The sequence below is a fragment of the Pseudomonas sp. SJZ077 genome, assembly GCF_007993905.1.
Taxonomy (GTDB): Bacteria; Pseudomonadota; Gammaproteobacteria; order Pseudomonadales; family Pseudomonadaceae; genus Aquipseudomonas; species Aquipseudomonas mandelii.
This window is the reverse complement of the sequence record NZ_VIUJ01000029.1, coordinates 1-24,894: the sequence shown is the minus strand read 5'-3', so window position 1 is coordinate 24,894 and position 24,894 is coordinate 1. Positions and strand designations below refer to the sequence as shown.

The following is a 24,894-nucleotide window of genomic DNA, read 5'->3' as shown; positions in this document are numbered from 1 at the left end:
CGCGATTTAGACGAATCTGTAGACTTGCCGCGCTTAGCTCGGCATCATCTCTAGTGTTACTGTATAACTCAAATACAGTGTTTTGATCAGCAGGCCCGCTCCCCCAGGATTTGCGCGATCCCTGTGGGAGCGCGCTTGCCCGCAATGGCGTCATCAGCATTACCCACTCTCTCAGAGCAACTGCATGACCTCGCTTAACCTCTCAAACCTCGCTTGGACACCCCTGGGCCACGGCCACTGCCATCACCAGTTCCAGCTGCGTGAGGCGTCCCTGCAGGTGGCCGCCGGTGAGTTCGTCGGGTTGATCGGCCCCAACGGCAGCGGCAAGACCAGCCTGCTGCGCTGCGCTTATCGCTTCAGTAAGCCCGAGAGCGGCGAGGTCCGGCTCGACCACCACAACGTCTGGAAGCAATCCTCGCGCTGGTGCGCCCAACGCATCGCCGTGGTGTTGCAGGAGTTCCCCGATGCCTTCGGCCTGACCGTCGACGAGGTGGTCGCCATGGGCCGCACGCCGCACAAAGGCCTGTTCGGTGGCGACACGATTGAAGACCGGAATCTGGCAACTCAAGCATTGGCGTCCGTCGGCCTCAGAGGCTTCGAAGACCACGCCTTCGCCACCCTCTCCGGCGGTGAAAAACAACGTGTGATCCTCGCCCGCGCCCTGGCTCAGCAACCGCAATTGCTGGTCCTCGACGAGCCGACCAACCACCTCGACCCACGCTATCAACTGGAACTGTTGCAGCTGGTCAAACGCCTGAAAATCGGCACCCTGGCCAGCATCCACGACCTCAATCTGGCGGCCGCTTTCTGCGATCGTTTGTACGTGATCCATCACGGTCGCATCGTCGCCAGCGGCACGCCGAAAGAAGTCCTGAGCGCCCCGCTGCTGCGCGACGTGTTCGGCGTCGAAGCGCTGATCGATGAACACCCCTTGCACGGCTACCCACGAATTACCTGGATAACCCAACCATGACTTTGCGTTCCCTGCTTTGCTTCACGCTGTTGCTGGGCAGTGCCCACGCGTTGGCCGAGGCCACGAACTACCCGTTGACGATCCAGAGCTGCAACCGCGAAGTGACCTTCACGCAGGCGCCGAAACACGCGGTCAGCCATGACATCAACATGACCCAGATGATGCTCGCCCTTGGCCTCAAACCGCGCATGGCCGGCTACAGCGGCGTGTCCGGCTGGAAGTCAGTCACGCCCGAAATGCAGACCATCCTCGACGGCTTGCCCGAGCTGGCAGCCAAATACCCGTCGGTGGAAACCCTGCTCAATGCCAACGTCGACTTCTTCTTCGCCGGTTGGGATTACGGCATGCGCGTGGGTGGCGACCTCACGCCTCAAACGTTGCAACCGCTGGGCATCAATGTCTACGAGCTGACCGAGTCCTGCGCCTTTGTCATGAAGCGTCCACCGGCCAGCCTGGAAGACACCTACAACGACCTGCGCAACCTCGGCAAGATCTTCGACGTGCAGGACCGCGCCAATGCCCTGATCGCCCAAATGCAGGCGCAAGTCGCCGAGGTGCGCAAGGGTCTGCCCGCCGATAAACCGCGGGTGTTCCTCTACGACAGCGGTGAAGACCGCGCCATGACGTCCGGCCGCCTCGGCATGCCGCAGGCACTGATCGACGCCGCGGGCGGGCGCAACATTCTGGACGACGTCGAGGCGAGCTGGACCCGCGTCAACTGGGAAGACGTGGTCGAGCGCAACCCTCAGGTGATCGTGATCGTCGACTACGGCGAAGTCACCGCCGAACAGAAAAAACAATTCCTGCTCAGCAACAAGGCGCTGCAATCGGTGGACGCGATCAAGAACCAGCGTTTCATCGTGATTCCGTATGTGCAGGCCACGCCGGGCATCGACAACGTACTGGCGGTTGAAACCCTGGCCAAAGGTTTCCACGGCGAATGATGGATCGTCGCTATGTCTTGCTGCTGGTGATGCTCGCCGCGCTGTTGCTGGTGTCGTGCGTGGTGTCGCTGGGCTTCGGTCCGGCGCGGGTTCCGGTGGACGTGGTGGGGCGGATCTTGCTGCACAAGGTGTTCGGTGTGGGTGAAGTGAGCTGGACTGCAGGGCAGGAGCACATTGTCTGGCTGATCCGCGTGCCGCGCATGCTGCTCGGTGCGCTGGTCGGTGCTGGCCTGGCGCTGATCGGCGCGGTGCTGCAAGCGGTGACGCGCAATCCATTGGCCGACCCGCACCTGCTCGGGGTCACTTCCGGTGCGACCCTTGGCGCGGTGATTGTGGTGCTGCACGTCGGTGAAATCGTCGGCCTGCTGACCTTGCCGATCGCGGCGTTTATCGGCGCGCTGCTGAGCATGTTGACCGTACTGATGATCGCCAATCGCAACGGTCGTCTGGACAGTGACCGGCTACTGCTGTGCGGCGTGGCGGTGTCTTTCGTGATGATGGCGATTGCCAATTTGCTGCTGTTCCTCGGCGACCACCGGGCGAGTTCGGCGGTGATGTTCTGGATGCTCGGCGGGCTCGGGTTGGCGCGCTGGGAGTTGCTTGCGGTGCCGGCCGCCAGCGTGTTGCTGGGATTGGTCTTGCTGCTAGGCATGGCCCGACCGTTGAATGCGCTGATGGCCGGCGAACAGACCGCCGTCACCCTCGGTTTGAACGCGCGTACCGTGCGCTTGCGGGTGTTTCTGATTGCGTCGCTGATGACCGGCGTATTGGTGTCGATCAGCGGGTCGATCGGGTTTGTCGGGCTGATGGTGCCGCACATTGCCCGTCGACTGGTCGGGGCCGAGCACCGGCGATTGTTACCGGCGTGTGTATTGCTGGGCAGCGTGTTTCTGGTGTGGGTCGACGTCGCCGCGCGCACCCTGATCGCCCCCGAGGACTTGCCGATTGGCGTGGCCACGGCGGCGATTGGCGGGTTGTTTTTCATCGGCCTCATGCAGCGTCGCTGAGCCATGCCAACCGGAGGGGGGCACGGCTCATCCTGCGCTCAGATCAATGAACGCTGCACTTCACAGTTCGTCACGATCTGGCTTCGTCGCCGGTTGCACAGGGGGCTGCCAGGCCGCATTCAATCGCCCGCGACGTTGCCAGTAACCATCGGTGTCCAGTACCTCAAGCAATCCGACACTGGCGAGCGCGGCGAGGTACGCAGCGACCCCGTCCTTCGCCTCCTCGTTGAACAAGGCCGTTTCCTGCGGTGAGAAGCTGGGGGTGAATTTGAACAGGGCCCCGCCACGACCGGTGAAATAGCAACAGCCCCCGGAGACACCGCTCTTTTTCACAACGTCTCTGCAGAACCACAGGTCGGCCAAGGCCAGGTTATCCATCAGTAATCGATCAGACGCAGTGGGGGCCTTCACGAACAGGTTGAAGCGTTTGTAGAACTGATGAACAGCCGCCCATTTGTAGTCCTGCGGAAAAACCGGCAACGGCAAAGGCTGCGCACCCGGCACCGTGACCGGTGCAATGGGCCCACCCGGCCCTGAGTAAAACAGCGTACTGGCAGCCCCACTGTTGACGCCGTCCTCATGCGGCTCGACGGCCACGAACGAAGAAGACGCCTGATGGATCAGCACGCCACCCAGATACGGTTGGCCGACGTACTCGCCAATCAATCGCTGCGCCAAGCGAGCCGCATCATCGGCATGGGCGAAGACGGGGCCGAGCGCAAACCGGTTGTCCTGCTCCCACTTGATCAGCTCGATGCCGGTTTTGACACCCCGGGCATCAACCCTGAGCGGCGACCAGAAAGCGCTGCGCACCACGACCTGCAACTCACCGTTGGCGATGACTTTGCGCAGGTAGTCAATCAGCGATTCCCGGCCTGATTGCAGGATTTTCTCGTAGGCCACCGTGGCATGAAACAGGGTCCACTCAGGTGCCTTGGCCCTGGGGGCATAGCGCAACAAGGCGCCGTCGGCGCAGGAGATGTAGACGTTGAGGTACGTGGATCCTTCAGCCGTGCGCACACCGACAGCGCCCAGCCCGTAGGACAGGTCTCGAGGCGAGATGAAGCTCTGCGTCACGTCATGGGGCAATCGTCCCGGGCTTGTCGACGGACACAAATAAATGCCCTCGACTCGATACCCCAACGGTAGCAACCCTTGGGGAAATACCCGCTCGACCGTGAGATGCCCTTGCCGCCCGTCGATCGGCAGCGTCGTCACGTACCGCTCACCGTTCAGTCCCTTGAGCACAAAGCCGAACATCAGGCTGGCACGGGCGCCTACCGTGCGATGGACATGGCGCATGGCATCGTCTACCTGCGTGAAGATCGGGCTGAGCGCCGGCTCGGTAATGGCAAATCGATGCACGTCCGACGAGATAATCCCCGGATAAGCACTCCAGTGCGACAGTTGCCTGGCCTCGCCCCACAGTCGGCTCCCCCGAATCACTTGCAACCGGCCGGCCCTTGCAACCTGATTGACATACTCGCTCGGTGTTAGCGTGCCGTTGCGCATCTGCAGTTCTATCGGGGTATGTTGGCGCTGCAATTGGCTGGGTGGCGCCAATGCCCGGGCGAGTTGCTTTTCGCCGGCGCTTGCACTGAGGGTGTAGCTGATCAGGCTACCGTCGAGCCCCAGCAGGTATTCCTTGCCGGGCGACAGAGACGGAGAATCCCCGGAGCCGGTCAGAATGTCCGCCAGAAAATCCGTGGAAAACATCGCCTGGTACACGTCCCGCTCGCGGTCCGACAGCGCGAAAATCGGTTCGACCGGGATTCGGGAATGGTACCGGGCGACGACCGTACTCCCGGTCAGAAACAAACCCTGTTCAATCAATTCATCCAGACGAATCCAGTTGGCAGGGAAGTTCTCGACCTCCACGGCCACGGGCAACGTTGCGACAAACAAGCCATCGGCGCGACGCAGCACCAGGCCGCCGTAGACCCACTCACGCCGTGAGCCCAACTGCGCCAGCGCATAGCCCGCGGCATCGTCCTGCGACACAAAGACCGGACTGAGGGCTCGCCGCTGGATCTGCACGAAAGGTGTCCAGTCAGGTCCGACACTCCCCGGCTCGTCCCACAGCTCACTGGTGCGCAGCACCTTCAGTTCTCCGGCCTTGGCGAGCATTTGAATGACGTTGGCATAGGGTCGTGTGTCCTTGCCTAATGCTGACGTCAGTTGCCGCACACCCTGATTGTCAAGTTGTGTTGAGGAGGCTGAGTACTGGTAACGCAACAATGCCCCATCCAGTGTTGCGATAAAAATGTTCAGGTCCTGAAAATGCGTCAGACGTTGCGTGCCCTTGTCATCGTAGATCGCTGCAGCCAAATCGCTGATGGACGCAAAATGCCGGGCAAACCAGGCCTCCGTGGTCGATAACCCTTTAGGCATCCAGCTTGCCGCGTAATAAAGCCCGAGGGTCCTGAACTCGTCGATCAATACCGGAGCGCCAAAGTCGCTCGCCTGATTCAGCGCCCCCAGGCCCCTTGGCGTAACCGTTTCGGTCGCCACGTACTCCTCGCGCGCCTTGTGCTTGAGGATGAATCCCCAACCCGCCGCGGCCGCACGGTAGTCGAGCCGGGCACGATGGCGGGCGTTCAACACGGCGTCTTCGGCGCTGGTAAAAATCGCCCCCAGCACGGGAGCGGCAATGTCTGTGCGGGCGGCCTCGTTATTTGACTGATCACCCAGCACCGTTCCCCGCGGCCCCCACACGTCGCTGCCGACCACCACGCGTAATCTGCCGGTGCCAGCCAGTTCGTCGACCACTGCACTGGGCTCAAGTGTGCCGGCTGCCAGCTCCTGGTCTATCAGCGTTTTGCCATCGGCGAGTACGGCCGCCCGCTGTTGCAGGCGGTTGCGAGCCGCCACTTTCGATACATCGGGGCTGAAAACCAACAGGGCGTCGGCCGAGCCGGACAGGTAGAAATCAACAACATGCGCACGCTTGTCGAACACCGAGCGAATGTCTTCGGTGGTGAACATTTGTGCGTGGATCAGTTGCTCTTGCAAGTCAGCACGCACAATGGCTCCGGCATCCGCTTGCCAACGCGAGGCGTACAGCCCATGAAAAGAGTGACCCTCGACCAACACGATCGGTGCCCCGGTAGCGTCGAGGGGGCAGAGCCTGTCCAGTGCAAACCGTTTTGCGGCAAACACCGGCTCGGTGGCGACGAAACGTTGGTTTCGATCCTGCAAAACCATCCCGACGAAGCCCTGTTCACGCCGGCTGCCAATATATTCATGAGCAAAACGGGCGGCATCGTCCGCCATGAGGAAAGCGGGACTCAAGCGCCTCGACCGGGCATAGGGTTGCCAGTCAGGCCCCACGATCCCGACAACATCCCAAAGCGCGCTGTCCTTCAGCACCGTCAGCTCGCCAGCCGCTGCCACCTGTCCGATGTAATCCGCAGGCTTGAGCGTACCGGTCTTCAGTCGCACGTTGAGATCCGCGCTGTCCTCCAGCGGTACTTCACGCAGGTGCGCCGAAGGTCGGTATTGCAACACGGCGCCGTCCCGGGTCCGGGCGTACACCTTGAGGTAGTCCGGGTACTCCTGCCGGTGGACATCTTCCAGCGAAAACCTGATGCCCGTAGCCAACTCCTGCGGTGAAAAAAAGCGCTCATAAAGCCAGGGCTCGCCGGCGCTCTGAGACGCATCACCCTGCGGCATGAAGTAGACGCCGTTCAGGTCGAAATCGAGTAGGCGCTCCAGCGTGCGATCGGCATTCATCGGGAAGGACTTGAACAGTTCGGCTGCCGGATCGCTGGAAAGCACCGGATAGGTCGCCATGTACTGCGCGCTGCCGGCAGAGGTCACGACAAACCCCAGATAAACGCTGCCGGTGGATGCGGTTACCGTGGCGGCGGCCGCTTCGATGGCCTTGTCCACCTGGTCGAACACCGCACAAAAAAACGGCTGTACCGACGTCGAACTTCTCACCGCAGCCGTACCGAGCGTCCAGTTCGTCGGCACGTTTCCTCGCACGCCTCCCCACGGTGCATTGGCTACCAGTACGCTCAGGGTGCCGGTCTGGGCGACTTTCTGAATCAGTTGCTCAACGTCGGAGAACGGCCCGAAAGCCTTGACGCCCAGCTCAATGAGTTCTTCCTCTTCTGCCGGCTGAGTGGACTCGTACTTGATCAACGAGCCATCCGGCCCCGACAAATAATGACGCTGGCCATAGGCGCCCGGGTCCTGCATGTGACTCAGGAGATGTGCTCTGGAAAAAAATCCGAGGCTCAACGTGATCTGCTCAGTCGTCCAGCGCGGATGAATACGCTGGACGTCAGCGTGACTGGCCGCGTGGGACAAGTAATACGCCGCGCCCCTGTAGCCGGGTGGGGCAAACAGCTCTTGGGAGTTTTCAGAAGATGACAGAAAGTCGAAATCGAAATGCCTCATCCTTCCCGCCACCGGCAATGTGGGCTGAAATTTTCCGTCGCCACGCTGCAAGATCACACCGCCGTAAGTCTTGTCATGGCGCGCGCCGATCTGCCGGTGAGCCCAGTAGGCCGCGTCATCCGCGCTGATGAAGGTCGGCCCCAGGGCAGGAAAGGTTGCCCCGCGTCGGGGTGCTGAAGGTGTACTGATAGAGATGCCGTTCATGCGCTGCTCACTCAACTGAGAAGCCACGATGATCAAGATCCCGGAGCGCGGCAGGTGGTACATATATATCGCTACCGTTTTTTTTGCTTTGCCGCACCCGGCACCAATGCTGCGCACGGCGGTGCACCCGCGCCTTCATCAAGCCCCAGTCTGGTGCGTCATCACGTTCACCGAGGGCTCTATTTCAATATTTCCCTGCCTTTTCCGAACAGGCACAGCCCTTGCTAAAGACCCTTCAGTAGTCCGCATCTGCCAACCCAGAAAAAATTCTAATGTTCATGGAGATCGCACAATGAAGCGTCGTAGCTTGATCAAGGCTTTCACACTCACGGCAAGCATTGCCGCGATGGGCATGACCTGGACCGTCCAGGCCGCCGAGACCATCAAGGTCGGTATTCTGCACTCGTTGTCCGGGACCATGGCGATCTCCGAAACCTCGCTCAAAGACATGGCGTTGATGACCATCGACGAGATCAACGCCAAGGGCGGCGTGAACGGCAAGATGCTGGAACCGGTGGTCGTGGACCCCGCGTCGAACTGGCCGCTGTTCGCGGAAAAGGGTCGTCAGTTGCTGACCCAGGACAAGGTCGCCGTGGTGTTCGGGTGCTGGACGTCGGTGTCGCGCAAATCGGTGTTGCCGGTGTTTGAAGAACTCAACGGCTTGCTCTTCTACCCGGTGCAATACGAAGGCGAAGAGATGTCGCCTAACGTGTTCTACACCGGTGCCGCGCCGAACCAGCAGGCGATCCCGGCGGTGGAGTACCTGATGAGCGAAGAAGGCGGCAGCGCCAAGCGTTACTTCCTCCTGGGCACCGACTACGTTTATCCGCGCACCACCAACAAGATTCTGCGCTCGTTCCTGCACTCCAAAGGCGTAGCGGACAAGGACATCGAAGAGGTCTACACCCCGTTCGGCCACAGCGATTACCAGACCATCGTGGCCAACATCAAGAAATTCTCGGCCGGAGGCAAGACAGCGGTCATTTCCACCGTCAACGGCGACTCCAACGTGCCGTTCTATAAAGAACTGGCCAACCAGGGCCTGAAAGCGACTGACGTTCCGGTTGTAGCGTTCTCGGTCGGCGAAGAAGAACTGCGCGGCATCGACACCAAACCGCTGGTGGGCAACCTCGCGGCCTGGAACTACTTCGAGTCGGTCGAGAACCCGGCGAACAAGAAATTCGTGGCCGACTGGAAAGCCTACGCGAAGAAACACAACCTGCCGGGCGCCGACAAAGCGGTGACCAACGACCCGATGGAAGCCACTTACGTGGGCATCCACATGTGGGCGCAAGCGGCTGAGAAAGCCAAATCCACCGACGTCGACAAAGTCCGCGAAGCGCTCGCCGGCCAGACCTTTGCCGCGCCGTCGGGTTACACGCTGACCATGGACAAGACCAACCACCACCTGCACAAGCCCGTGATGATCGGCGAAATACAGGCCGACGGTCAGTTCAACGTCGTGTGGCAGACCGAAGGGCCGATCCGTGCCCAGCCTTGGAGCCCGTTCATTTCGGGTAACGACAAGAAGCCGGATTATGCGGTGAAGAGCAACTAAGTCACTGGATGTCGGCCTGAGCACTTCATTCAGGACCGACACAAATCCCTGTAGGAGTGAGCCTGCTCGCGATAGCGGTGGGACAGACAACAGACCTGTTGATTGATAGACCGCTATCGCGAGCAGGCTCACTCCTACATTTAGCCCGCGCAAGGCCTTACATATGCCCACCGCCCTTTACCGCTTGATCTTTGCACTCGCGCTCTTACTGCCGATGGCCGCGCATTCCGGCGACGCCGAAGACTTCGTCGCCGCCAATCCCGTGCAGCAAGCCAAGCTTCTGGAGTCCTGGGCTGCGCAGCCCGATCCTGCCCGCATCGAACTGATCAACGCCCTGCAACAAGGCGAGTTGACCGTCGACGGCCAAGCCAAAACCCTGCGCCTGAACAATCGTCTGCGGGGTCTGATCGACACCGCGCTGGCCAGCCACCAATTGCTCGCCGCCGACGCCAAAATCCGTCTGGCCGCCGCGCAGCAATTGCAGAAAAGTGCCAAACCGGCCCAGCTGAAATTCCTCGACCAACAACTGGCCGGCGAAAAAGATGAAACCGTCCACGCAGCCCTGAGCCTGGCGCTGGCCAACCTGCAACTGGTCGACACCGACCCGGCCGTGCGCCTCGCGGCGGTGCGCCTGCTCGGCGAAACCGGCGATCCGCTGGCCCGCACCCGCCTCGAAAGCCTGCTGGAGCCGGGCATTGAAACAGACGCCAGCGTGCGCACCGCTGCCGAAACCAGCCTGGACCAGGTCAAACGCAAACTGCTGATCGGCGAAATCCTCGGGCAAGCGTTCAGCGGCATGTCCCTGGGCTCGATCCTGCTGCTCGCCGCCCTGGGACTGGCGATCACCTTCGGTCTGCTCGGCGTGATCAACATGGCCCACGGCGAAATGCTGATGCTCGGCGCGTACTCGACCTACGTGGTGCAGCTGATGTTCCAGCGCTTTGCCCCGCAAGCCATCGAGTTCTACCCGCTGATCGCGTTGCCGGTGGCGTTTTTCGTCACTGCCGCAATCGGCATGGCGCTGGAGCGCACGGTGATTCGTCACCTCTACGGCCGCCCGCTGGAAACCCTGCTCGCGACCTGGGGCATCAGCCTCATGCTGATTCAGCTGGTGCGTTTGGTGTTCGGCGCGCAGAACGTCGAAGTGGCCAACCCGGCCTGGCTCTCGGGCGGGATACAAGTGCTGCCCAACCTCGTGCTGCCGTACAACCGCATCGTGATCATCGCCTTCGCCTTGTTCGTGGTCGTGCTGACCTGGCTGCTCCTGAACAAGACGCGCCTGGGTTTGAACGTGCGCGCCGTCACCCAGAACCGCAACATGGCCGCGTGCTGCGGCGTGCCGACCGGGCGCGTGGACATGCTCGCGTTCGGCCTCGGCTCCGGCATTGCCGGGCTCGGCGGCGTCGCGCTCAGCCAGATCGGCAACGTCGGCCCGGACCTTGGCCAGAGCTACATCATCGACTCGTTCCTGGTGGTGGTGCTCGGCGGTGTCGGTCAGTTGGCCGGTAGTGTCCTGGCCGCCTTCGGCCTGGGCATCGCCAACAAGATTCTCGAACCGCAGATCGGCGCCGTGCTCGGCAAGATCCTGATCCTCGCGCTGATCATTCTGTTCATCCAGAAGCGTCCGCAAGGCCTCTTCGCACTGAAAGGACGGGTGATCGACTGATGAACCAGCCCCTGATGCTCACGGCCAGCCAAAAGGCCGGTCCCAAAGTCACCATCGCTGTTGGCGCGGTGATTCTGGTTCTGCTGCTGGCGTTGCCGCTGTTCTCACTGTTGTCGCCGGACAGTGTGTTCCACGTCTCGGCCTACACCCTGACGCTGGTGGGAAAAATCCTTTGCTACGCCATCGTCGCCCTCGCCCTCGATCTGGTCTGGGGTTACGCGGGGCTGTTGTCCCTCGGCCACGGCCTGTTCTTCGCCCTCGGCGGCTATGCGATGGGCATGTACTTGATGCGCCAGGCCTCAGGCGATGGCTTGCCGGCGTTCATGACCTTCCTGTCGTGGACCGAACTGCCGTGGTACTGGACCGGCACCAGCAGCTTTCTCTGGTCGATGTGCCTGGTGGTGTTGGCGCCGGGGTTGCTGGCGCTGGTCTTCGGGTTTTTCGCCTTCCGTTCGCGGATCAAGGGCGTGTATTTCTCGATCATGACCCAGGCCCTGACCTTCGCCGGGATGCTGCTGTTTTTCCGCAACGAAACCGGGTTTGGTGGCAACAACGGCTTCACCAACTTTCGCACCATTCTCGGCTTTGGCATTACCGAGCCGGGCACACGCGCGGTGCTGTTTTTCGCCACGGTGGTGTTGCTGGTGGCGAGCCTGTTTATTGGCTGGCGCCTGGCGCAGAGCAAGTTCGGCCGGGTGCTGACCGCGTTGCGCGATGCGGAAAACCGCCTGATGTTCTGCGGCTACGACCCGCGGGGTTTCAAGCTGTTTGTCTGGGTCTTGAGTGCGGTGCTGTGTGGTCTGGCCGGCGCACTGTACGTGCCGCAAGTCGGAATCATCAACCCGAGTGAAATGTCGCCGACCAACTCCATTGAAGCAGCCGTATGGGTGGCCCTCGGTGGTCGCGGCACGCTGATCGGTCCGCTGCTCGGCGCTGGCGTGGTCAACGGCATGAAGAGCTGGTTCACCGTGGCACTCCCCGAATACTGGCTGTTCTTCCTCGGCGCGCTGTTCATCGTCGTGACTGCCCAAAGGCGTGATCGGTCTGCTGAAAAAGAGAGGTGAGCAATGAGAGTCACTGCGACGGCTGAATTCATGCTCGAACCGGCATTTTTTCCTGTGGAGCCCAACAAGGACGCCGGCAGCAGCCGCGATGCCATCGGCCTCGGGCAACGTGTCGGCCCTGGCCTGGACACACGCCACGGCACGATCCTGACCCTGGAAGACATCAGCGTCAGCTTCGATGGTTTCAAGGCGCTCAACGCTCTGAACCTGTACATCGGCGTCGGCGAATTGCGCTGCATCATCGGCCCCAACGGCGCGGGCAAGACCACGCTGATGGACGTCATCACCGGCAAGACTCGCCCCAGTCACGGCAAAGCCTGGTTCGGTGAAACCCTGGACCTGACGTCGATGAGCGAAGTGCAGATTGCCCAGGCCGGCATCGGCCGCAAGTTCCAGAAGCCGACGGTGTTCGAAGCCTTGAGCGTGTTCGAGAACCTGGAGCTGGCGCAGAAAACCGACAAGTCGGTGTGGGCCAGCCTGCGGGCTCGCCTCAGTGGCGAACAGAAAGATCGCATCAGCGAGGTGCTGGAAACCATTCGCCTGACGGCCTCGGTCAATCGCCCGGCGGGTCTGTTGTCCCACGGCCAGAAGCAGTTTCTGGAGATCGGCATGCTGCTCATGCAAGACCCGCAACTGCTGCTGCTCGATGAGCCGGTGGCGGGCATGACCGATGCCGAGACCGAGTTCACCGCCGAACTGTTCAAAAGCCTGGCCGGCAAGCATTCGCTGATGGTGGTGGAGCACGACATGGGTTTTGTCGGCTCGATTGCCGACCACGTCACCGTGTTGCACCAGGGCAGCGTGCTGGCCGAAGGGTCGCTGGAACAGGTGCAGGAAAACGAGCGTGTAATCGAGGTTTATCTCGGAAGATGATTTTGCTCCCGTAGGAGCGAGGCTTGCCCGCGAAGCTTTTGGCGGCCTCCAGGCCCCCTTCGCGGGCAAGCCTCGCTCCTACAGGGGATTTGAGGGGAATTTGAAGATGCTGCAAGTCGACAAACTGCACCAGTATTACGGTGGTAGCCACATCCTGCGGGGCCTGACGTTTGACGTGAAGGTCGGTGAAGTGACGTGCCTGCTGGGGCGCAACGGCGTGGGCAAGACCACCCTGCTCAAATGCCTGATGGGTTTGCTGCCGGCCAAGGAAGGCGCGGTGAACTGGGAAGGCAAACCGATCACCACGTTCAAGCCGCACCAGCGGGTGCATGCCGGGATCGCCTATGTGCCTCAGGGTCGCGAAATTTTCGGCCGCCTGACCGTGGAAGAAAACCTGCTGATGGGTCTTTCGCGATTTCCTGGTTCTGAGGCCAAGGAAGTGCCGGCCTTCATCTACGAGCTGTTCCCGGTATTGCTGCAAATGAAGCAACGGCGTGGTGGTGACTTGTCCGGCGGCCAACAGCAGCAATTGGCGATTGGCCGCGCACTGGCCAGCCGTCCACGGCTGTTGATTCTCGATGAGCCCACCGAAGGCATCCAGCCGTCGGTGATCAAGGAGATCGGCGTGGTGATCAAGAAGCTCGCGGCCCGGGGCGACATGGCGATTCTGCTGGTCGAGCAGTTCTACGATTTCGCCGCCGAACTGGCCGACCAGTACCTGGTGATGTCCCGCGGCGAGATCGTGCAGCAAGGTCGCGGCGAAAATATGGAAGCCGAGGGTGTACGCGGTCTGGTTACGATCTAATCTGAAGCGTCCTGACGATAACTAGAAGACATGAACTTACCTCTCCCCACTGCCCTGTTTACCCCGAGCTGGCATGCCGAGCTGGAATTGGGCTACGCCCGGTTCGGCGACAGCACGCGCCCGGTCCAGCGCCGGCATAAAGGCCCGCTGCGGGTGCAGAAGCACCTGTATGCCGAAGGGCCGCAAGTGTGCCAGCACATCATCGTTCATCCGCCGGGCGGCATCGCAGGCGGTGATCGACTGGACATCTCGGCCAGCGTCGGCCCGGATGCCTGGGCGCAAATCACCAGCCCGGGCGCTGCCAAATGGTATCGCGCGGCGGGGCCCGCCTATCAGCAGTTGACGTTGAAAGTGGCGTGCGGTGCAACACTGGAATGGCTGCCGCAAGAGACGATTATCTTCAGCGACGCCCAGGCCGAACTCGGCACCTCGATTGATCTGGAGGGCGACGCCCGGCTGTTTTACTGGGACGTCGTGGCGCTGGGTCGCCCGGCCAGTGGAGAGCGCTTCGACCTCGGGCATTTTCAGGCGCAACTGGACATCCGCCGCGACGGCCAGTTGCTCTGGCACGAACGCCAGCGCATTGTCGGGGATGACGGGCTGCTCGACTCGCCGATTGGCCTCGATGGGCAGCCGGTGTTTGCGACGTTGCTGGTCACGGGTGAGATCGATAGCGAACTGCTGGAAACCTGTCGCTCGCTGCCCAATGAAGTGCGCGGGGATCTGACGCAATTGCCGGGGCTTCTGGTGGCTCGGTGTCTGGCCAGTGAGGCGCTGTTGGCGCGGGGCTGGATGATTGATTTGTGGCGGTTGCTGAGACCTGCGTTGCTCGGCAGGGAAGCGGTCCCACCCAGAATATGGAGCACCTGAAACACTTTCCAATGTGGGAGCGAGCCTGCTCGCGAAGGCGCGGTGTCATTCAACATAGATGCTGATTGGCCCGCCGCCTTCGCGAGCAGGCTCGCTCCCACAAGGTTTGTATTCACAGTTCCACTGACCTTTTTAACTGCCCTGATGGATTCCAAACGATGGACCTGACCCCACGCGAAAAAGACAAGCTGCTGATCTTCACCGCAGGCCTCGTGGCTGAGCGGCGTTTGGCGCGCGGCGTGAAACTCAATTACCCGGAAGCCATGGCCTACATCTCCGCTGCGCTGCTCGAAGGCGCGCGTGACGGCCAGACCGTGGCCGAACTGATGCACTTCGGCACCACCCTGCTCAGCCGCGAACAAGTGATGGAAGGCATCCCGGAAATGATCCCGGAGATCCAGGTCGAAGCGACGTTCCCCGACGGCACCAAACTGGTCACCGTTCACCAACCCATCGCCTGAGGACGCGTCATGACCTATCACATCCGCGACGCGCTGCACGCCGATCTGCCGGCGATCCGCGACATCTACAACGACGCCGTGCTCAACACCACGGCGATCTGGAACGAACAGGCCGTGGACCTGGGCAACCGTCAGGCATGGTTCAGCGCCCGGCAAGCCCAGGGATATCCGATCCTGGTGATCGTCGACGGCGATAACAGTGTGCTGGGCTACGCTTCATTTGGTGACTGGCGGCCGTTCGACGGTTTCCGCCACACCGTCGAGCACTCGGTCTACGTGCGTAGCGACCAGCGTGGCAACGGTCTCGGCCCGCAATTGATGACGGTGCTGATCGAGCGCGCCAAAGACTGCGACAAACATGTCATGGTCGCTGCCATCGAAAGCGGCAATGCCGCTTCCATCCGTTTGCATGAACGGACCGGTTTCGTGACCACCGGGCAAATGCCGCAGGTGGGCACCAAGTTCGGCCGCTGGCTGGACCTGACCTTCATGCAACTGACCCTCAATCCTGGCGCGGAGCCGCCGCCCGCCAACAAGGAGTAATTGCCGATGAACGCTGCCCAACTGCGCCGCGTCAATGTTGAAAGCTTTGCGCACTATCGTCAGGGTTTGATTGATTTGCTGCTCGACGCCGTCGGCTATGGCGCCAGTGTCGGGTTCATGGCCAATCTGGACGCCACTCAGGCCCGCGCCTATTTCGATGAGGTTCAGGACAACCTGAATAAGGGCAACGTGCTGCTGTGGGTGGTGGTCAAGGACGAGCAGGTGCAGGCCAGCGTGCAATTGACCCTGTGCCAGAAAGCCAACGGCCTGAACCGTGCCGAAGTGCAGAAACTGCTGGTGCGCGAACATGCGCGCCGCCGTGGCCTGGGCCAACAATTGATGAGCGCGCTGGAACAGGCCGCGCTCCAGCACAAACGCGGCATGCTTTACCTCGACACCGAAGCCGGCTCCCCCGCCGAAGACTTCTACAAGGCCCTGGGTTACACCAAGGCAGGTCAAATCCCTGATTACGCCTGCGACCCGAGCGGCCAGTACAAACCGACCGCCCTCTACTACAAGATTCTTCAGGGAGCCCACTGATGATTCCCGGTGAATACCAGATCCAGCCCGGCGACATCGAACTCAACGTTGGCCGTCGCACTGTCAGCCTGAAAGTGGCCAACAGTGGCGACCGGCCGATCCAGGTCGGCTCGCACTACCACTTCTTCGAAACCAACGACGCCTTGACCTTCGATCGCGCCGCCAGTCGTGGCATGCGCCTGAACATCCCCGCCGGCACCGCCGTGCGCTTCGAGCCGGGGCAGAGTCGCGAGGTCGAGCTGGTGGACTTGGCCGGGCATCGCCGGGTGTTCGGGTTTGCCGGCAGGATCATGGGTGACCTCTAAGGAATGCGGTGTCTGCACCGACCCCATCGCGAGCAGGCTCGCTCCCACAGTTGATCGCATTCCCCTGTGGGAGCGAGCCTGCTCGCGAGAGTGAGCGCAGCGAACGATTTCAAATTCAATTGAATCTCAAGGCGAACGAATGAAGATTTCCCGTCAGGCCTACGCCGACATGTTCGGCCCCACCGTCGGTGACAAGGTCCGTCTGGCCGATACCGAGCTGTGGATCGAAGTGGAAAAAGACTTCACCACCTACGGCGAAGAAGTGAAATTCGGTGGCGGCAAAGTCATCCGTGATGGCCAGGGGCAGAGTCAATTACTGGCCGCCGAAGTGGTCGACACCTTGATCACCAACGCGCTGATCATCGACCACTGGGGCATCGTCAAAGCCGACGTCGGCCTCAAAGACGGCCGCATCGCCGCCATCGGCAAGGCCGGCAACCCGGACATCCAGCCGGACGTGACCATCGCGGTCGGCGCCAGCACCGAAGTCATTGCCGGTGAAGGCATGATCCTCACCGCTGGCGGCATCGACACACACATCCATTTCATCTGCCCGCAACAGATCGAAGAAGCATTGATGAGCGGCGTCACCACCATGATCGGCGGCGGCACCGGCCCGGCCACCGGCACCAACGCCACCACCTGCACGTCCGGGCCGTGGCACCTGGCGCGTATGCTCCAGGCTGCCGATGCATTCCCGATGAACATTGGCTTTACCGGCAAGGGCAACGCAAGCCTGCCGGAGCCGTTGATCGAGCAGGTCAAGGCCGGCGCCATCGGCCTCAAGCTGCACGAAGACTGGGGCACCACCCCGGCGAGCATCGACAACTGCCTGAACGTCGCTGACCAGTACGACGTACAAGTGGCGATCCACACCGACACCCTCAACGAGTCGGGCTTTGTCGAAACCACCCTCGCCGCCTTCAAGGGCCGCACCATCCACACCTATCACACCGAAGGCGCGGGGGGCGGTCATGCCCCGGACATCATCAAGGCCTGCGGCTTTGCCAACGTGCTGCCGAGCTCGACCAACCCGACCCGGCCGTTCACCCGCAACACCATTGACGAACACCTCGACATGCTGATGGTCTGCCACCACCTGGACCCGAGCATTGCCGAAGACGTGGCCTTCGCCGAAAGCCGCATCCGCCGCGAAACCATCGCCGCCGAAGACATCCTGCATGACCTCGGCGCGTTCTCGATGATCAGCTCCGACAGCCAGGCCATGGGCCGCGTCGGTGAAGTCATCACGCGCACCTGGCAGACCGCCGACAAGATGAAAAAGCAGCGCGGCCCGCTTCCCGGGGATGGCGAAGGCAACGACAACTTCCGCGCCAAACGCTACATCGCCAAGTACACGATCAACCCGGCGATCACCCATGGCATCAGCCATGAGGTGGGCTCGGTGGAAGTGGGTAAATGGGCGGATCTGGTGCTCTGGCGTCCGGCGTTTTTTGGCGTCAAGCCGACCTTGATCCTCAAGGGCGGGGCCATTGCCGCCAGCCTGATGGGCGATGCCAATGCTTCCATCCCGACGCCGCAACCGGTGCATTACCGTCCGATGTTTGCCAGCTACGGCGGCTCGTTGCACGCCACCAGCCTGACCTTCATCAGCCAGGCAGCCCAAGAAGCAGGCCTTCCCGAGGCCTTGGGTTTGAAGAAGAAAATCGCAGTGGTCAAAGGGTGCCGCGAGGTGCAGAAAACCGACTTGATCCACAACGACTATCTGCCGACCATCGATGTCGACCCGCAGACCTATCAAGTCAAGGCTGACGGTGTCCTGCTGTGGTGCGAGCCCGCCGACGTGCTGCCGATGGCCCAGCGATATTTCCTGTTTTGATCGTTCTGTCTGTGACAATCCCGGGGGCCTGGCGAACCAGCCCCCCGGGAAAAGCAGCCCCATCAACTGTCCGGCTGCACGACAAAGGGCAGTTCTACCCTTTGCAGTTTTGCCCGGTCGATCGCCTGTTGGGTGAAGGTTTTGAGCAACGCCTTTTGCTCTTCATCGATCGTCTTCAACTCAGCAGCGTATTGCGCATCGGTCATGATACGTCCCGGTGCAAAGTCGCTTTCCGGCTTGTTCAGTTCCGCGCCGAGCACCCTGAGCGCTTCCTTCAGCCGAGCCTTTTGCTCAAGGGTCAGCGTTGTGTCGTTCGCACGCTGGTCCAAGGCCATATAGAAGTCTGTCGTGGCATCGATCCGGCGCCTGAACACTTTGAAAGCCCGTCGGTTGACACCCTCGACATAGGATGACCAGAACGGCTGCTCGACCAGCAAATCACCGAGCAGCTCACCTTCCTCAAGGTCGAGCACACGCAGGTAAGCATTGTCGGTCATCGCCGAGGTGACACCCGCGATCCCTCGGAACTGCATGTTTCGAGACTGCCAGGGCAAGTCCAGCCGTTCGGCAAGATCGGTCATGAACGCCAGGTGAACTTCCACCTCATCGATCGTGCCCATCACCTCCCCCATGGCATTGACACGCCTGAACTCCTCGCCCATCGCCTCGCGTTCGGAAATGGTTTTGCGGGCAATCCTGCTCAGTTCATCCAGACGTGACTTGCCTCGCGCCAGCGTGACCAGCTCACCCTCCACCAGCGAAGGATTGGCCAACTCATAGGCTTCATGAATCAGCACCTCCAGGCCCATGGCATTGAACAGCTGCGCGCCCGCATCGACGCACGTTGTGGGCACCGTACTCATGGTGAAGAGTTTTTGCCGAAGCTCGGTATTTTTCGACATCGCCTCGAGCATGCGCCAGACCTTGGCGGTCATATCGACCCGAAACCCGAGGTCGTGCTTGAAGTGCCCCGACTCGGTGAGTTTGCGGATTTCGTTGAAAAAACCGACCGATCCGCGCTCATCCTCGACACTGTTCCAGACCGCTTGCTTCGCCACCCATTCCGGCCGTGTCATGCCCTCCTCCCAGTCGAGACTGTCACGCACGCCACGGGGAGGATAAGGTCGATCGGGGTCCATGCCGATGGACTCGATGTAGTCCCTGAGCGTTTGCAGATTGGCCTCGGCCAACCACTGCGGCTCTCGGCTCAGCAAGGTGCGCGCCAGCAATTCCGCCTGAGCGGAGCCAGGGGGCACTGCCGGAATGTGGGTGATTTCGTTGCGCTGCAAATCCAGGAAAAAATGCCGGAACCGCGGTTGTGCGAACAGCCCCTGCGGCCAGGTGTGCACGCCGGTGTCCGCCAGGATCAGCGTATGCAACCTTCTCATGCCGCCAATATCCGGGACTTGCCCCAACGGATTGCCAAACAGGTCCAGAACCTCCAGTCGTGTCAGGTTGCGCAGGTCCGCGACACCTTGTGCATCCAGGACAATACGGTTGCCGCGCATGTTGAGTTCCGTCAGCGCGCGCATGCGACGGATGGCACCGGGAACAGCGGAGAACGCATTGCCGCTGACGTTGAGCGAACGCAAGCGGGGAAAATGATCGAGAAAGGAACTGTGTGCGTCAGTCAATTCGGACAGGGTCAGATTGAGGCGCGTGACGTGATCGAAATTACCTTCCAGGGCAGGCATGGTGCGCAGATGACGCCCCAGCGGGATGTTTTCCAGGTCGAGCACAACGCCCTGCAGATGACCGAATGAATCCACGTGGCGCAACCCGGTGTACTGCCAGCATTCCCTGATCTCTTTGTATAAAGCGTTTCTGGCTTGCCATTCGGCGACGCCGGCAGGCGTGAAGCTGTACGCTTCGGTCGGCGATTTCAACCAGCGTTGAAAATTGGCGTTGAGCCGATCGAATTCCGCTTCGAGTGCGCTGGCCCTCTGCTCCAGACTGAGTTCGCTGCCACTCATCTGCAGATAGGCCAAGGCTTCGGCCTCCGTCCATCCGGGGCGGACAACACGCACCCGCTCTTGCGGCGTCATGGGTTCGTTGATTCGACTTAGCCCATGAGCCACCCCGCGCATGCCGCCACGCAGGCGCATCGTGACGGGGTCATACGCCGGTTTGCGTACAGGGTTATCGCCCAGAAGCGCGCTGAACCTTTCCCGTGGCAATGGCGTTTTTTGAATGGCGGACTTGAGCGTGGCACCTTGGTTGACGTGATACCCCAGCGCGTTTCGCTCGGCATCCGGCAAGGCATGCAACACCGACGCGTATAAATCATCGGCCCCGTGCAATTGCAGATCATCGGTATCGCGCGCCTGGTATTGGCCGTCCTCGCTGACGAGGATTCTGCGGTGGGTGGCGTCCGTCGGGCCGACGCTGTCGCGCAACGGGCCATCGAATGAAAACTCACGGATTTCGATCCGCACGTTTTCGGGCCAGCCGGGTAGCGCCTGCATCGAGTGCAACGCCAGCCGCTCGGTGTCCACACTGAACGCCGCGTCGAGAAAGAGCCCTTCATAAGCGCGCGCGGTTCGTATGGCCCGCAAGGCCACTCCTACCCGCTCCCTGAGTTGCAAGGGGATGCGCGACGGCTCGGTGATGTCGAACCGGTCTTGCGGCTCGATGTCCGCGAGCAGTTCCCGGGCTACCGCAGCAGGAAGCCCATTGAACGCATCCTGAAGCACCTGCACCTGCGGGTTGTCGGTTTGCTGCAAACGGCGACTCAGCGCGTCAAACAGAGCTGCGCGGCGACTGTCTGCTCGCCCGGCCAGCAGGTTTTTCAAGGCAGCGATGCGGACTTGCTCGTCCGTTGAAATGCCCTGCCCGAGCATCGCGTGGATATCGGCCTCGTTCGCAAACTTCACGGCACGCTCCGGCAGTTTCCCTGAACGAACCTCGGCACGACTTATCTTCAGCGTGTCGGCGGGCAGAGCATCGACGTTGCCAAACTTGATCGAGCGCCCGCTATGCCCAGGGCCATCAAACAGCTCGATGCCTTTTTGCTCAGGCCATCCGGGCCATTCAACCAGCAAGCGGGGCACCTGCTCGACGAATGCTTGCGGAACCTCGTTGAGCCTTATCTGCCCGGGCAGTTTTTGCACTTCGGCCCAGGCCTGGAAGCGTTCGATCGTGTCGGTCAGCAACGCGGGCGGCGGTTCGCTGACCACATGCAAGCGACGCAATTCGTCCTCCTCCATGCCGCTGACGAGACGAATATGCTCCAGGGTGTTATCAGAAAAGCCCTCGACCGCCGGGCCCAGGCGCCGCATGAGGGTGGTTTTGTCCCACTCGATGGGACGGTCGAGTTCGGTTTTCCACGCGCCGCCACCGTTGTGCTCCAGTGTCGGCTGATGAGCCTGTGGCCGGGCCGGATGTTGCAAGCGTGGCTGGCCGGTGCGTGAATCGTTGATCACTTCGAAGTGTTGGTTTTCATGCTTGAGGAAGTCCTTTTCGCTGTGCCGATACAGGCCCTGCTCGCTTGGCTTCGCCTCGGCGGGCAACACCATGTCATGGGCGTAGGGTGAAAGGTCCGGCTTCCAGAGGCGCGTCTGGCCGTTGGCCAGATCAACCTTTTTCAACCGGTTGATAAACGCCGATGGTTTGACCGACGCCGCCGCACCGGCCGGCAAGACATGCCCGGCGCCCATAATGGCCAACTGCGCGAAATTGATCATGACGCCGGTGAGATGGGACGCCGCGTCTTCCTTGTCCCCCTTGCTCCAGTCTTCGAAGCCTTCGAGGGTCTCCAGGACCATCTGCCCGACCATGGCGGCCAGCATCGCTTCGCCCAGGCCGGGCACCAGCATGGCGCCGAAATTGAACACGTTCCAGCCGATGTTCAGATAGCTGATCAGCCGGTTCCAACGGGTGGTGGCGTCTTCATCGCCGGTCGGCACGGCGATGTGCCGCGCATCGGCAATCGCTTTCTCCCTGCGCCATAGACTTGTTTGCGCCCAGAGATTGCCCGAAATGATATGGGTGACAGGCTCTGCGTTGGCATTTTCAACGGCGCTCTCCCGCCACCACGGCCCCATGTCCAGCGGCTCTCGCTGTTTCCAGGTGAAGGTCGAGAGGCGCTCGCGAACCCGGGCAAAAAACTTGCCCTGGTCTTTTTGCGCGACAAAACGGCTGAAAAACTGTTGATAACCCGGCGAGCGCAACTGGCTCGTCAGCGCCTTCATGAAGTCAGTGAAGGACTCGTATTCCTTGAAGGGGTGGTCGGGATCATCGGGGATATACGCAATCAGCGTCCCCTCCAGACGACTTTGTTGATAAGCATCGTCCCGTTGCAACATGGCCTCAACGAGACCGCTGGGGCCATTGGCGAAAAACGCCTGGAGCAACTTGAACTGATCAAACTCCTGCCCCGGGAGCAGTGTCAGACGTCGCGACCATTCCAGCATCGTTCGTTGATGCTGTGGAATCAGCGCGTCGTAAACCCGTTTGATTTTCGAATGGTCCGCCACTGCACTGAACAACACAATGCCGGACAGCCTGAACCCCATAATCGCCAGCCGGTGGCATTGCAGGGGCCGACGGCCCATCAAAATGCCTTGTTCGTTGTCACGAATCTGCCGGAGTTTCCCGTAGCCATAGGACGTGATGTCTTTTTTCAGATACGCGATCAGTGCCGATTCGTGAAACGCGGCTTTTTCACTGGCCGTGCATTGCTGCACGACGGTCGCTCTGGCCGTCACCTCTTCGGGCATCAGCAATGCCTTGATGTGACGCTGATAGTGCGCACCGATATCGAGCGTGCGGCACAGGGCGGCAAATCTTTCGACCGTCAGCGTATGCCGCTGAAGTTCGTTTTCGTCGTCCCTGATGAAGATGCCCGAGCCATCGCGAAACGCGCCCTCCTGCGTTTCGGGGGCCTCGAAATTGTGCAGGGCCGCTTCCAGCAATGATGATTGCCTGAGCCGACTGGCATGGGTATCGATGCCAATGGCCAGATTGGCGGGGACGTACAGCCGAATCAGCGTCGCGTTGACGTCCAGTTCCAGGTTCAAATGCTCTTTCAATGCCTGGACCAGCAAGGGCTCGGCGAAGGCAAGAATGTCCTGCTGTACATTCTTCAGCGCCTCGTCCAATGGCCCCTGAAGGCGCCAGCGCTCGTCGATCAACTCCTTGAGGTACTGGCGATCAATGGCGCTTGAATTCAAATACCACTCAGGAAACTCCGGTTTCGAATGGGCAAAGGCAACCAGGCGTGAGGCGGGCGCGTCTTTGACCGGCGCGGGCAGTTTGCCCAGCAGATAATCACGATACACATTGTTATTCACTTCTCTTGCCTGCCCGGCAATGGCTGGCCGACCCGGGCTGTCCGAACGGTCACTCATTTCGCAAATCCTTATGCGACGAATTGAACCACCAGATTATTGGCTGGCGACGAAAACAAAAGCTCAAAAAACAACGCCAAAATCACGAATACATCAACGTCGCATTCGATTTAAGAATCTAAAAAACAGGCAATTACCACCCGAACCCCGTACAAAAGTGCTCCCCCGCGTAATGGTAGTTTTTAGCGGGCAGCAAAGGGGCTAAGATGCGCCAGAATTCCCATCAGGAAACCGGACATGCGCCTACCCGATTTCATCAGGCAACACGTAGACCGTATCGTCGATGAATGGGAGCAGTTCGCCAGCACCATTACCCCGGCGGCCGAGCACATGGACAAGGTCGCCCTGCGCGATCACGCCAAGGTCATTTTGCTGGCCGCCGCGCGTGACATGACCACCGCGCAAACCTCCAGCGAACAGATGGCCAAGGCCAAGGGCGAAGGCCCGGAAAAAACCCCGAGCCTGGACGAGGCCGGTGCCAGTCATGGCGAACTGCGGCATACCGTGGGGTTTGATCTGGTACAGATGACATCGGAATTCCGTCATTTGCGTGCCTGCGTCATCCGTTTGTGGGTCGACAGCCTGGCGTCTCCGGACATGGCCTATTTCCAGGACATGATCCGTTTCAACGAAGCCATTGACGAAGCACTCGCCGAATCCACCGCGGCCTACGCCGAGCAGGTCAATCGTTCGCGGGATATCTTTCTGGCGATCCTGGGGCATGACCTGCGAGCGCCCTTGCAAGCGGTGAGCATGTCCACCGAATTACTGCTGCGCAAAGCCAAGCTTGAAGGCGATGCGCTGACCTGCGCGGTCAACATCAAGCACGGCGCGCGGCACATGGCGGCGATGGTCGGCGATTTGCTGGAGCTGGTGCGCAGTCGCCTGGGTAAAAGCCTGCCGATCGAACGGGCACCCATGGACCTGGCCGATGCCGCCCATGCGGCGATTGCCGAAGCCTGCGCCGGTAACCCCGAATGCGACCCGACGGTCCACGTAAAGGGTGACACCCGAGGCGCCTGGGATGCCGGACGAGTGAGTCAACTGTTGCAGAACCTGATCGGCAACGCCTTGCAGCATGGGTTGAACAAGCGTGACGTGACGGTGACCCTGACGGGCGAGCCGGACACGGTTCGCCTCACGGTGCATAACTATGGCGCTCCGATCCCCGAGGAAGCGATCGGCACGATTTTCGATCCGCTGGTGCGCAGCGCTGACGAGCAGCTCGGCCAACCCTCCACCAGCCTTGGTTTGGGGTTATTTATCGTCAAGGAAGTGGTCGATGCACACGGCGGGACGATCGAGGTCAGTTCCAGCGAAGCGGACGGCACGCTGTTTACCGTGGTGTTGCCGCGCAAGGTTTAATACCACGGACCGCGTCATCGTTCATCGCCAGCAGGCTCGCTTGTATGGTAGGACTTGAAGGGAGGAGGAGGGACAAGGCTCGATTCTGACTGTTGACGCAGTACAGACTGTGGGAGATTTCGCC

Annotated in this window: 16 protein-coding genes and 1 pseudogene; 15 read left to right on the top strand and 2 right to left on the bottom strand. The window is 60.9% G+C overall.

Annotation, left to right across the window (positions count from 1 at the left end; all coding sequences use genetic code 11):
• Positions 1-184 precede the first annotated feature (184 nt).
• Genes FBY01_RS29125 through FBY01_RS29115 form a run of 3 tightly spaced genes read left to right on the top strand, consistent with a single transcriptional unit; the run spans position 185 to position 2,924 of the window.
• Positions 185-973 (top strand): ABC transporter ATP-binding protein, encoded by a 789-nt coding sequence (locus FBY01_RS29125; RefSeq protein WP_145310670.1) that lies wholly within the window; start codon positions 185-187, stop codon positions 971-973.
• Complete coding sequence (locus FBY01_RS29120; RefSeq protein ID WP_145310672.1) at positions 970-1,917, top strand: ABC transporter substrate-binding protein; 948 nt, start codon at positions 970-972, stop codon at positions 1,915-1,917. Before FBY01_RS29125 ends, FBY01_RS29120 begins: the two co-directional genes overlap by 4 nt.
• Positions 1,914-2,924, top strand: coding sequence for an iron ABC transporter permease (locus FBY01_RS29115; protein WP_102594500.1), 1,011 nt, complete (start codon positions 1,914-1,916; stop codon positions 2,922-2,924). The genes FBY01_RS29120 and FBY01_RS29115 overlap by 4 nt, the downstream gene beginning before the upstream one ends.
• A gap of 60 nt (positions 2,925-2,984) precedes the next feature.
• On the opposite strand, the gene FBY01_RS29110 is transcribed toward FBY01_RS29115, so the two are convergent.
• A complete protein-coding gene (locus tag FBY01_RS29110; RefSeq protein WP_178113319.1) occupies positions 2,985-7,532 on the bottom strand; it encodes a DUF4329 domain-containing protein in 4,548 nt (1,515 codons plus the stop codon).
• 292 nt (positions 7,533-7,824) lie between these two features.
• On the opposite strand from FBY01_RS29110, the gene urtA reads away from it, so the two are divergent.
• From urtA to ureC, 11 genes and pseudogenes are all read left to right on the top strand, one after another.
• On the top strand, positions 7,825-9,090 hold the full coding sequence (gene urtA, locus FBY01_RS29105) for an urea ABC transporter substrate-binding protein (RefSeq protein ID WP_010463931.1): 1,266 nt from the start codon (positions 7,825-7,827) through the stop codon (positions 9,088-9,090).
• Between the two features lie 163 nt (positions 9,091-9,253).
• On the top strand, positions 9,254-10,756 hold the full coding sequence (gene urtB, locus FBY01_RS29100; protein ID WP_145310676.1) for an urea ABC transporter permease subunit UrtB: 1,503 nt from the start codon (positions 9,254-9,256) through the stop codon (positions 10,754-10,756).
• Positions 10,756-11,827, top strand: a pseudogene (urtC, locus tag FBY01_RS29095) (urea ABC transporter permease subunit UrtC). Before urtB ends, urtC begins: the two are co-directional and overlap by 1 nt.
• Positions 11,824-12,693, top strand: a complete 870-nt coding sequence (gene urtD / locus FBY01_RS29090; RefSeq protein WP_010464089.1) for an urea ABC transporter ATP-binding protein UrtD — start codon at positions 11,824-11,826, stop codon at positions 12,691-12,693. The pseudogene urtC and the gene urtD overlap by 4 nt, the downstream one beginning before the upstream one ends.
• A 106-nt stretch (positions 12,694-12,799) precedes the next feature.
• Positions 12,800-13,498, top strand: a complete 699-nt coding sequence (urtE, locus tag FBY01_RS29080; protein ID WP_077748951.1) for an urea ABC transporter ATP-binding subunit UrtE — start codon at positions 12,800-12,802, stop codon at positions 13,496-13,498.
• 30 nt (positions 13,499-13,528) lie between these two features.
• Positions 13,529-14,368 carry an urease accessory protein UreD gene (locus FBY01_RS29075; RefSeq protein ID WP_010464093.1) on the top strand — a complete coding sequence of 280 codons (840 nt, stop codon included), beginning with the start codon at positions 13,529-13,531 and terminating at the stop codon, positions 14,366-14,368.
• Positions 14,369-14,526: 158 nt separating this feature from the next.
• Positions 14,527-14,829 carry an urease subunit gamma gene (gene ureA, locus FBY01_RS29070; RefSeq protein ID WP_007907366.1) on the top strand — a complete coding sequence of 101 codons (303 nt, stop codon included), beginning with the start codon at positions 14,527-14,529 and terminating at the stop codon, positions 14,827-14,829.
• Positions 14,830-14,838: 9 nt separating this feature from the next.
• Positions 14,839-15,372 (top strand): GNAT family N-acetyltransferase, encoded by a 534-nt coding sequence (locus FBY01_RS29065; RefSeq protein ID WP_145310678.1) that lies wholly within the window; start codon positions 14,839-14,841, stop codon positions 15,370-15,372.
• A gap of 6 nt (positions 15,373-15,378) precedes the next feature.
• Entirely contained in the window at positions 15,379-15,912 is a 534-nt protein-coding gene (locus tag FBY01_RS29060) for a GNAT family N-acetyltransferase (protein WP_010464097.1), read from the top strand.
• A complete protein-coding gene (locus tag FBY01_RS29055) occupies positions 15,912-16,217 on the top strand; it encodes an urease subunit beta (RefSeq protein WP_008146494.1) in 306 nt (101 codons plus the stop codon). The genes FBY01_RS29060 and FBY01_RS29055 overlap by 1 nt, the downstream gene beginning before the upstream one ends.
• A gap of 139 nt (positions 16,218-16,356) precedes the next feature.
• Positions 16,357-18,057, top strand: a complete 1,701-nt coding sequence (ureC, locus tag FBY01_RS29050; protein WP_010464104.1) for an urease subunit alpha — start codon at positions 16,357-16,359, stop codon at positions 18,055-18,057.
• Positions 18,058-18,119: 62 nt separating this feature from the next.
• Here ureC and FBY01_RS29045 read toward each other — a convergent pair whose 3' ends face one another.
• Positions 18,120-23,405 carry an NEL-type E3 ubiquitin ligase domain-containing protein gene (locus FBY01_RS29045; RefSeq protein ID WP_145310680.1) on the bottom strand — a complete coding sequence of 1,762 codons (5,286 nt, stop codon included), beginning with the start codon at positions 23,403-23,405 and terminating at the stop codon, positions 18,120-18,122.
• A 237-nt stretch (positions 23,406-23,642) separates the two neighbouring features.
• On the opposite strand from FBY01_RS29045, the gene FBY01_RS29040 reads away from it, so the two are divergent.
• Positions 23,643-24,770 (top strand): sensor histidine kinase KdpD, encoded by a 1,128-nt coding sequence (locus tag FBY01_RS29040; RefSeq protein ID WP_010464107.1) that lies wholly within the window; start codon positions 23,643-23,645, stop codon positions 24,768-24,770.
• The last annotated feature ends 124 nt before the right edge of the window (positions 24,771-24,894 follow it).

Coding starts and splice junctions, on each gene's coding strand:
- FBY01_RS29125 (WP_145310670.1), top strand. CDS start 185: ATGACCTCGCTTAACCTCTCAAACCTCGCTTGGACACCCCTGGGCCAC.
- FBY01_RS29120 (WP_145310672.1), top strand. CDS start 970: ATGACTTTGCGTTCCCTGCTTTGCTTCACGCTGTTGCTGGGCAGTGCC.
- FBY01_RS29115 (WP_102594500.1), top strand. CDS start 1,914: ATGATGGATCGTCGCTATGTCTTGCTGCTGGTGATGCTCGCCGCGCTG.
- FBY01_RS29110 (WP_178113319.1), bottom strand. CDS start 7,532: ATGAACGGCATCTCTATCAGTACACCTTCAGCACCCCGACGCGGGGCA.
- urtA (WP_010463931.1), top strand. CDS start 7,825: ATGAAGCGTCGTAGCTTGATCAAGGCTTTCACACTCACGGCAAGCATT.
- urtB (WP_145310676.1), top strand. CDS start 9,254: ATGCCCACCGCCCTTTACCGCTTGATCTTTGCACTCGCGCTCTTACTG.
- urtD (WP_010464089.1), top strand. CDS start 11,824: ATGAGAGTCACTGCGACGGCTGAATTCATGCTCGAACCGGCATTTTTT.
- urtE (WP_077748951.1), top strand. CDS start 12,800: ATGCTGCAAGTCGACAAACTGCACCAGTATTACGGTGGTAGCCACATC.
- FBY01_RS29075 (WP_010464093.1), top strand. CDS start 13,529: ATGAACTTACCTCTCCCCACTGCCCTGTTTACCCCGAGCTGGCATGCC.
- ureA (WP_007907366.1), top strand. CDS start 14,527: ATGGACCTGACCCCACGCGAAAAAGACAAGCTGCTGATCTTCACCGCA.
- FBY01_RS29065 (WP_145310678.1), top strand. CDS start 14,839: ATGACCTATCACATCCGCGACGCGCTGCACGCCGATCTGCCGGCGATC.
- FBY01_RS29060 (WP_010464097.1), top strand. CDS start 15,379: ATGAACGCTGCCCAACTGCGCCGCGTCAATGTTGAAAGCTTTGCGCAC.
- FBY01_RS29055 (WP_008146494.1), top strand. CDS start 15,912: ATGATTCCCGGTGAATACCAGATCCAGCCCGGCGACATCGAACTCAAC.
- ureC (WP_010464104.1), top strand. CDS start 16,357: ATGAAGATTTCCCGTCAGGCCTACGCCGACATGTTCGGCCCCACCGTC.
- FBY01_RS29045 (WP_145310680.1), bottom strand. CDS start 23,405: ATGAGTGACCGTTCGGACAGCCCGGGTCGGCCAGCCATTGCCGGGCAG.
- FBY01_RS29040 (WP_010464107.1), top strand. CDS start 23,643: ATGCGCCTACCCGATTTCATCAGGCAACACGTAGACCGTATCGTCGAT.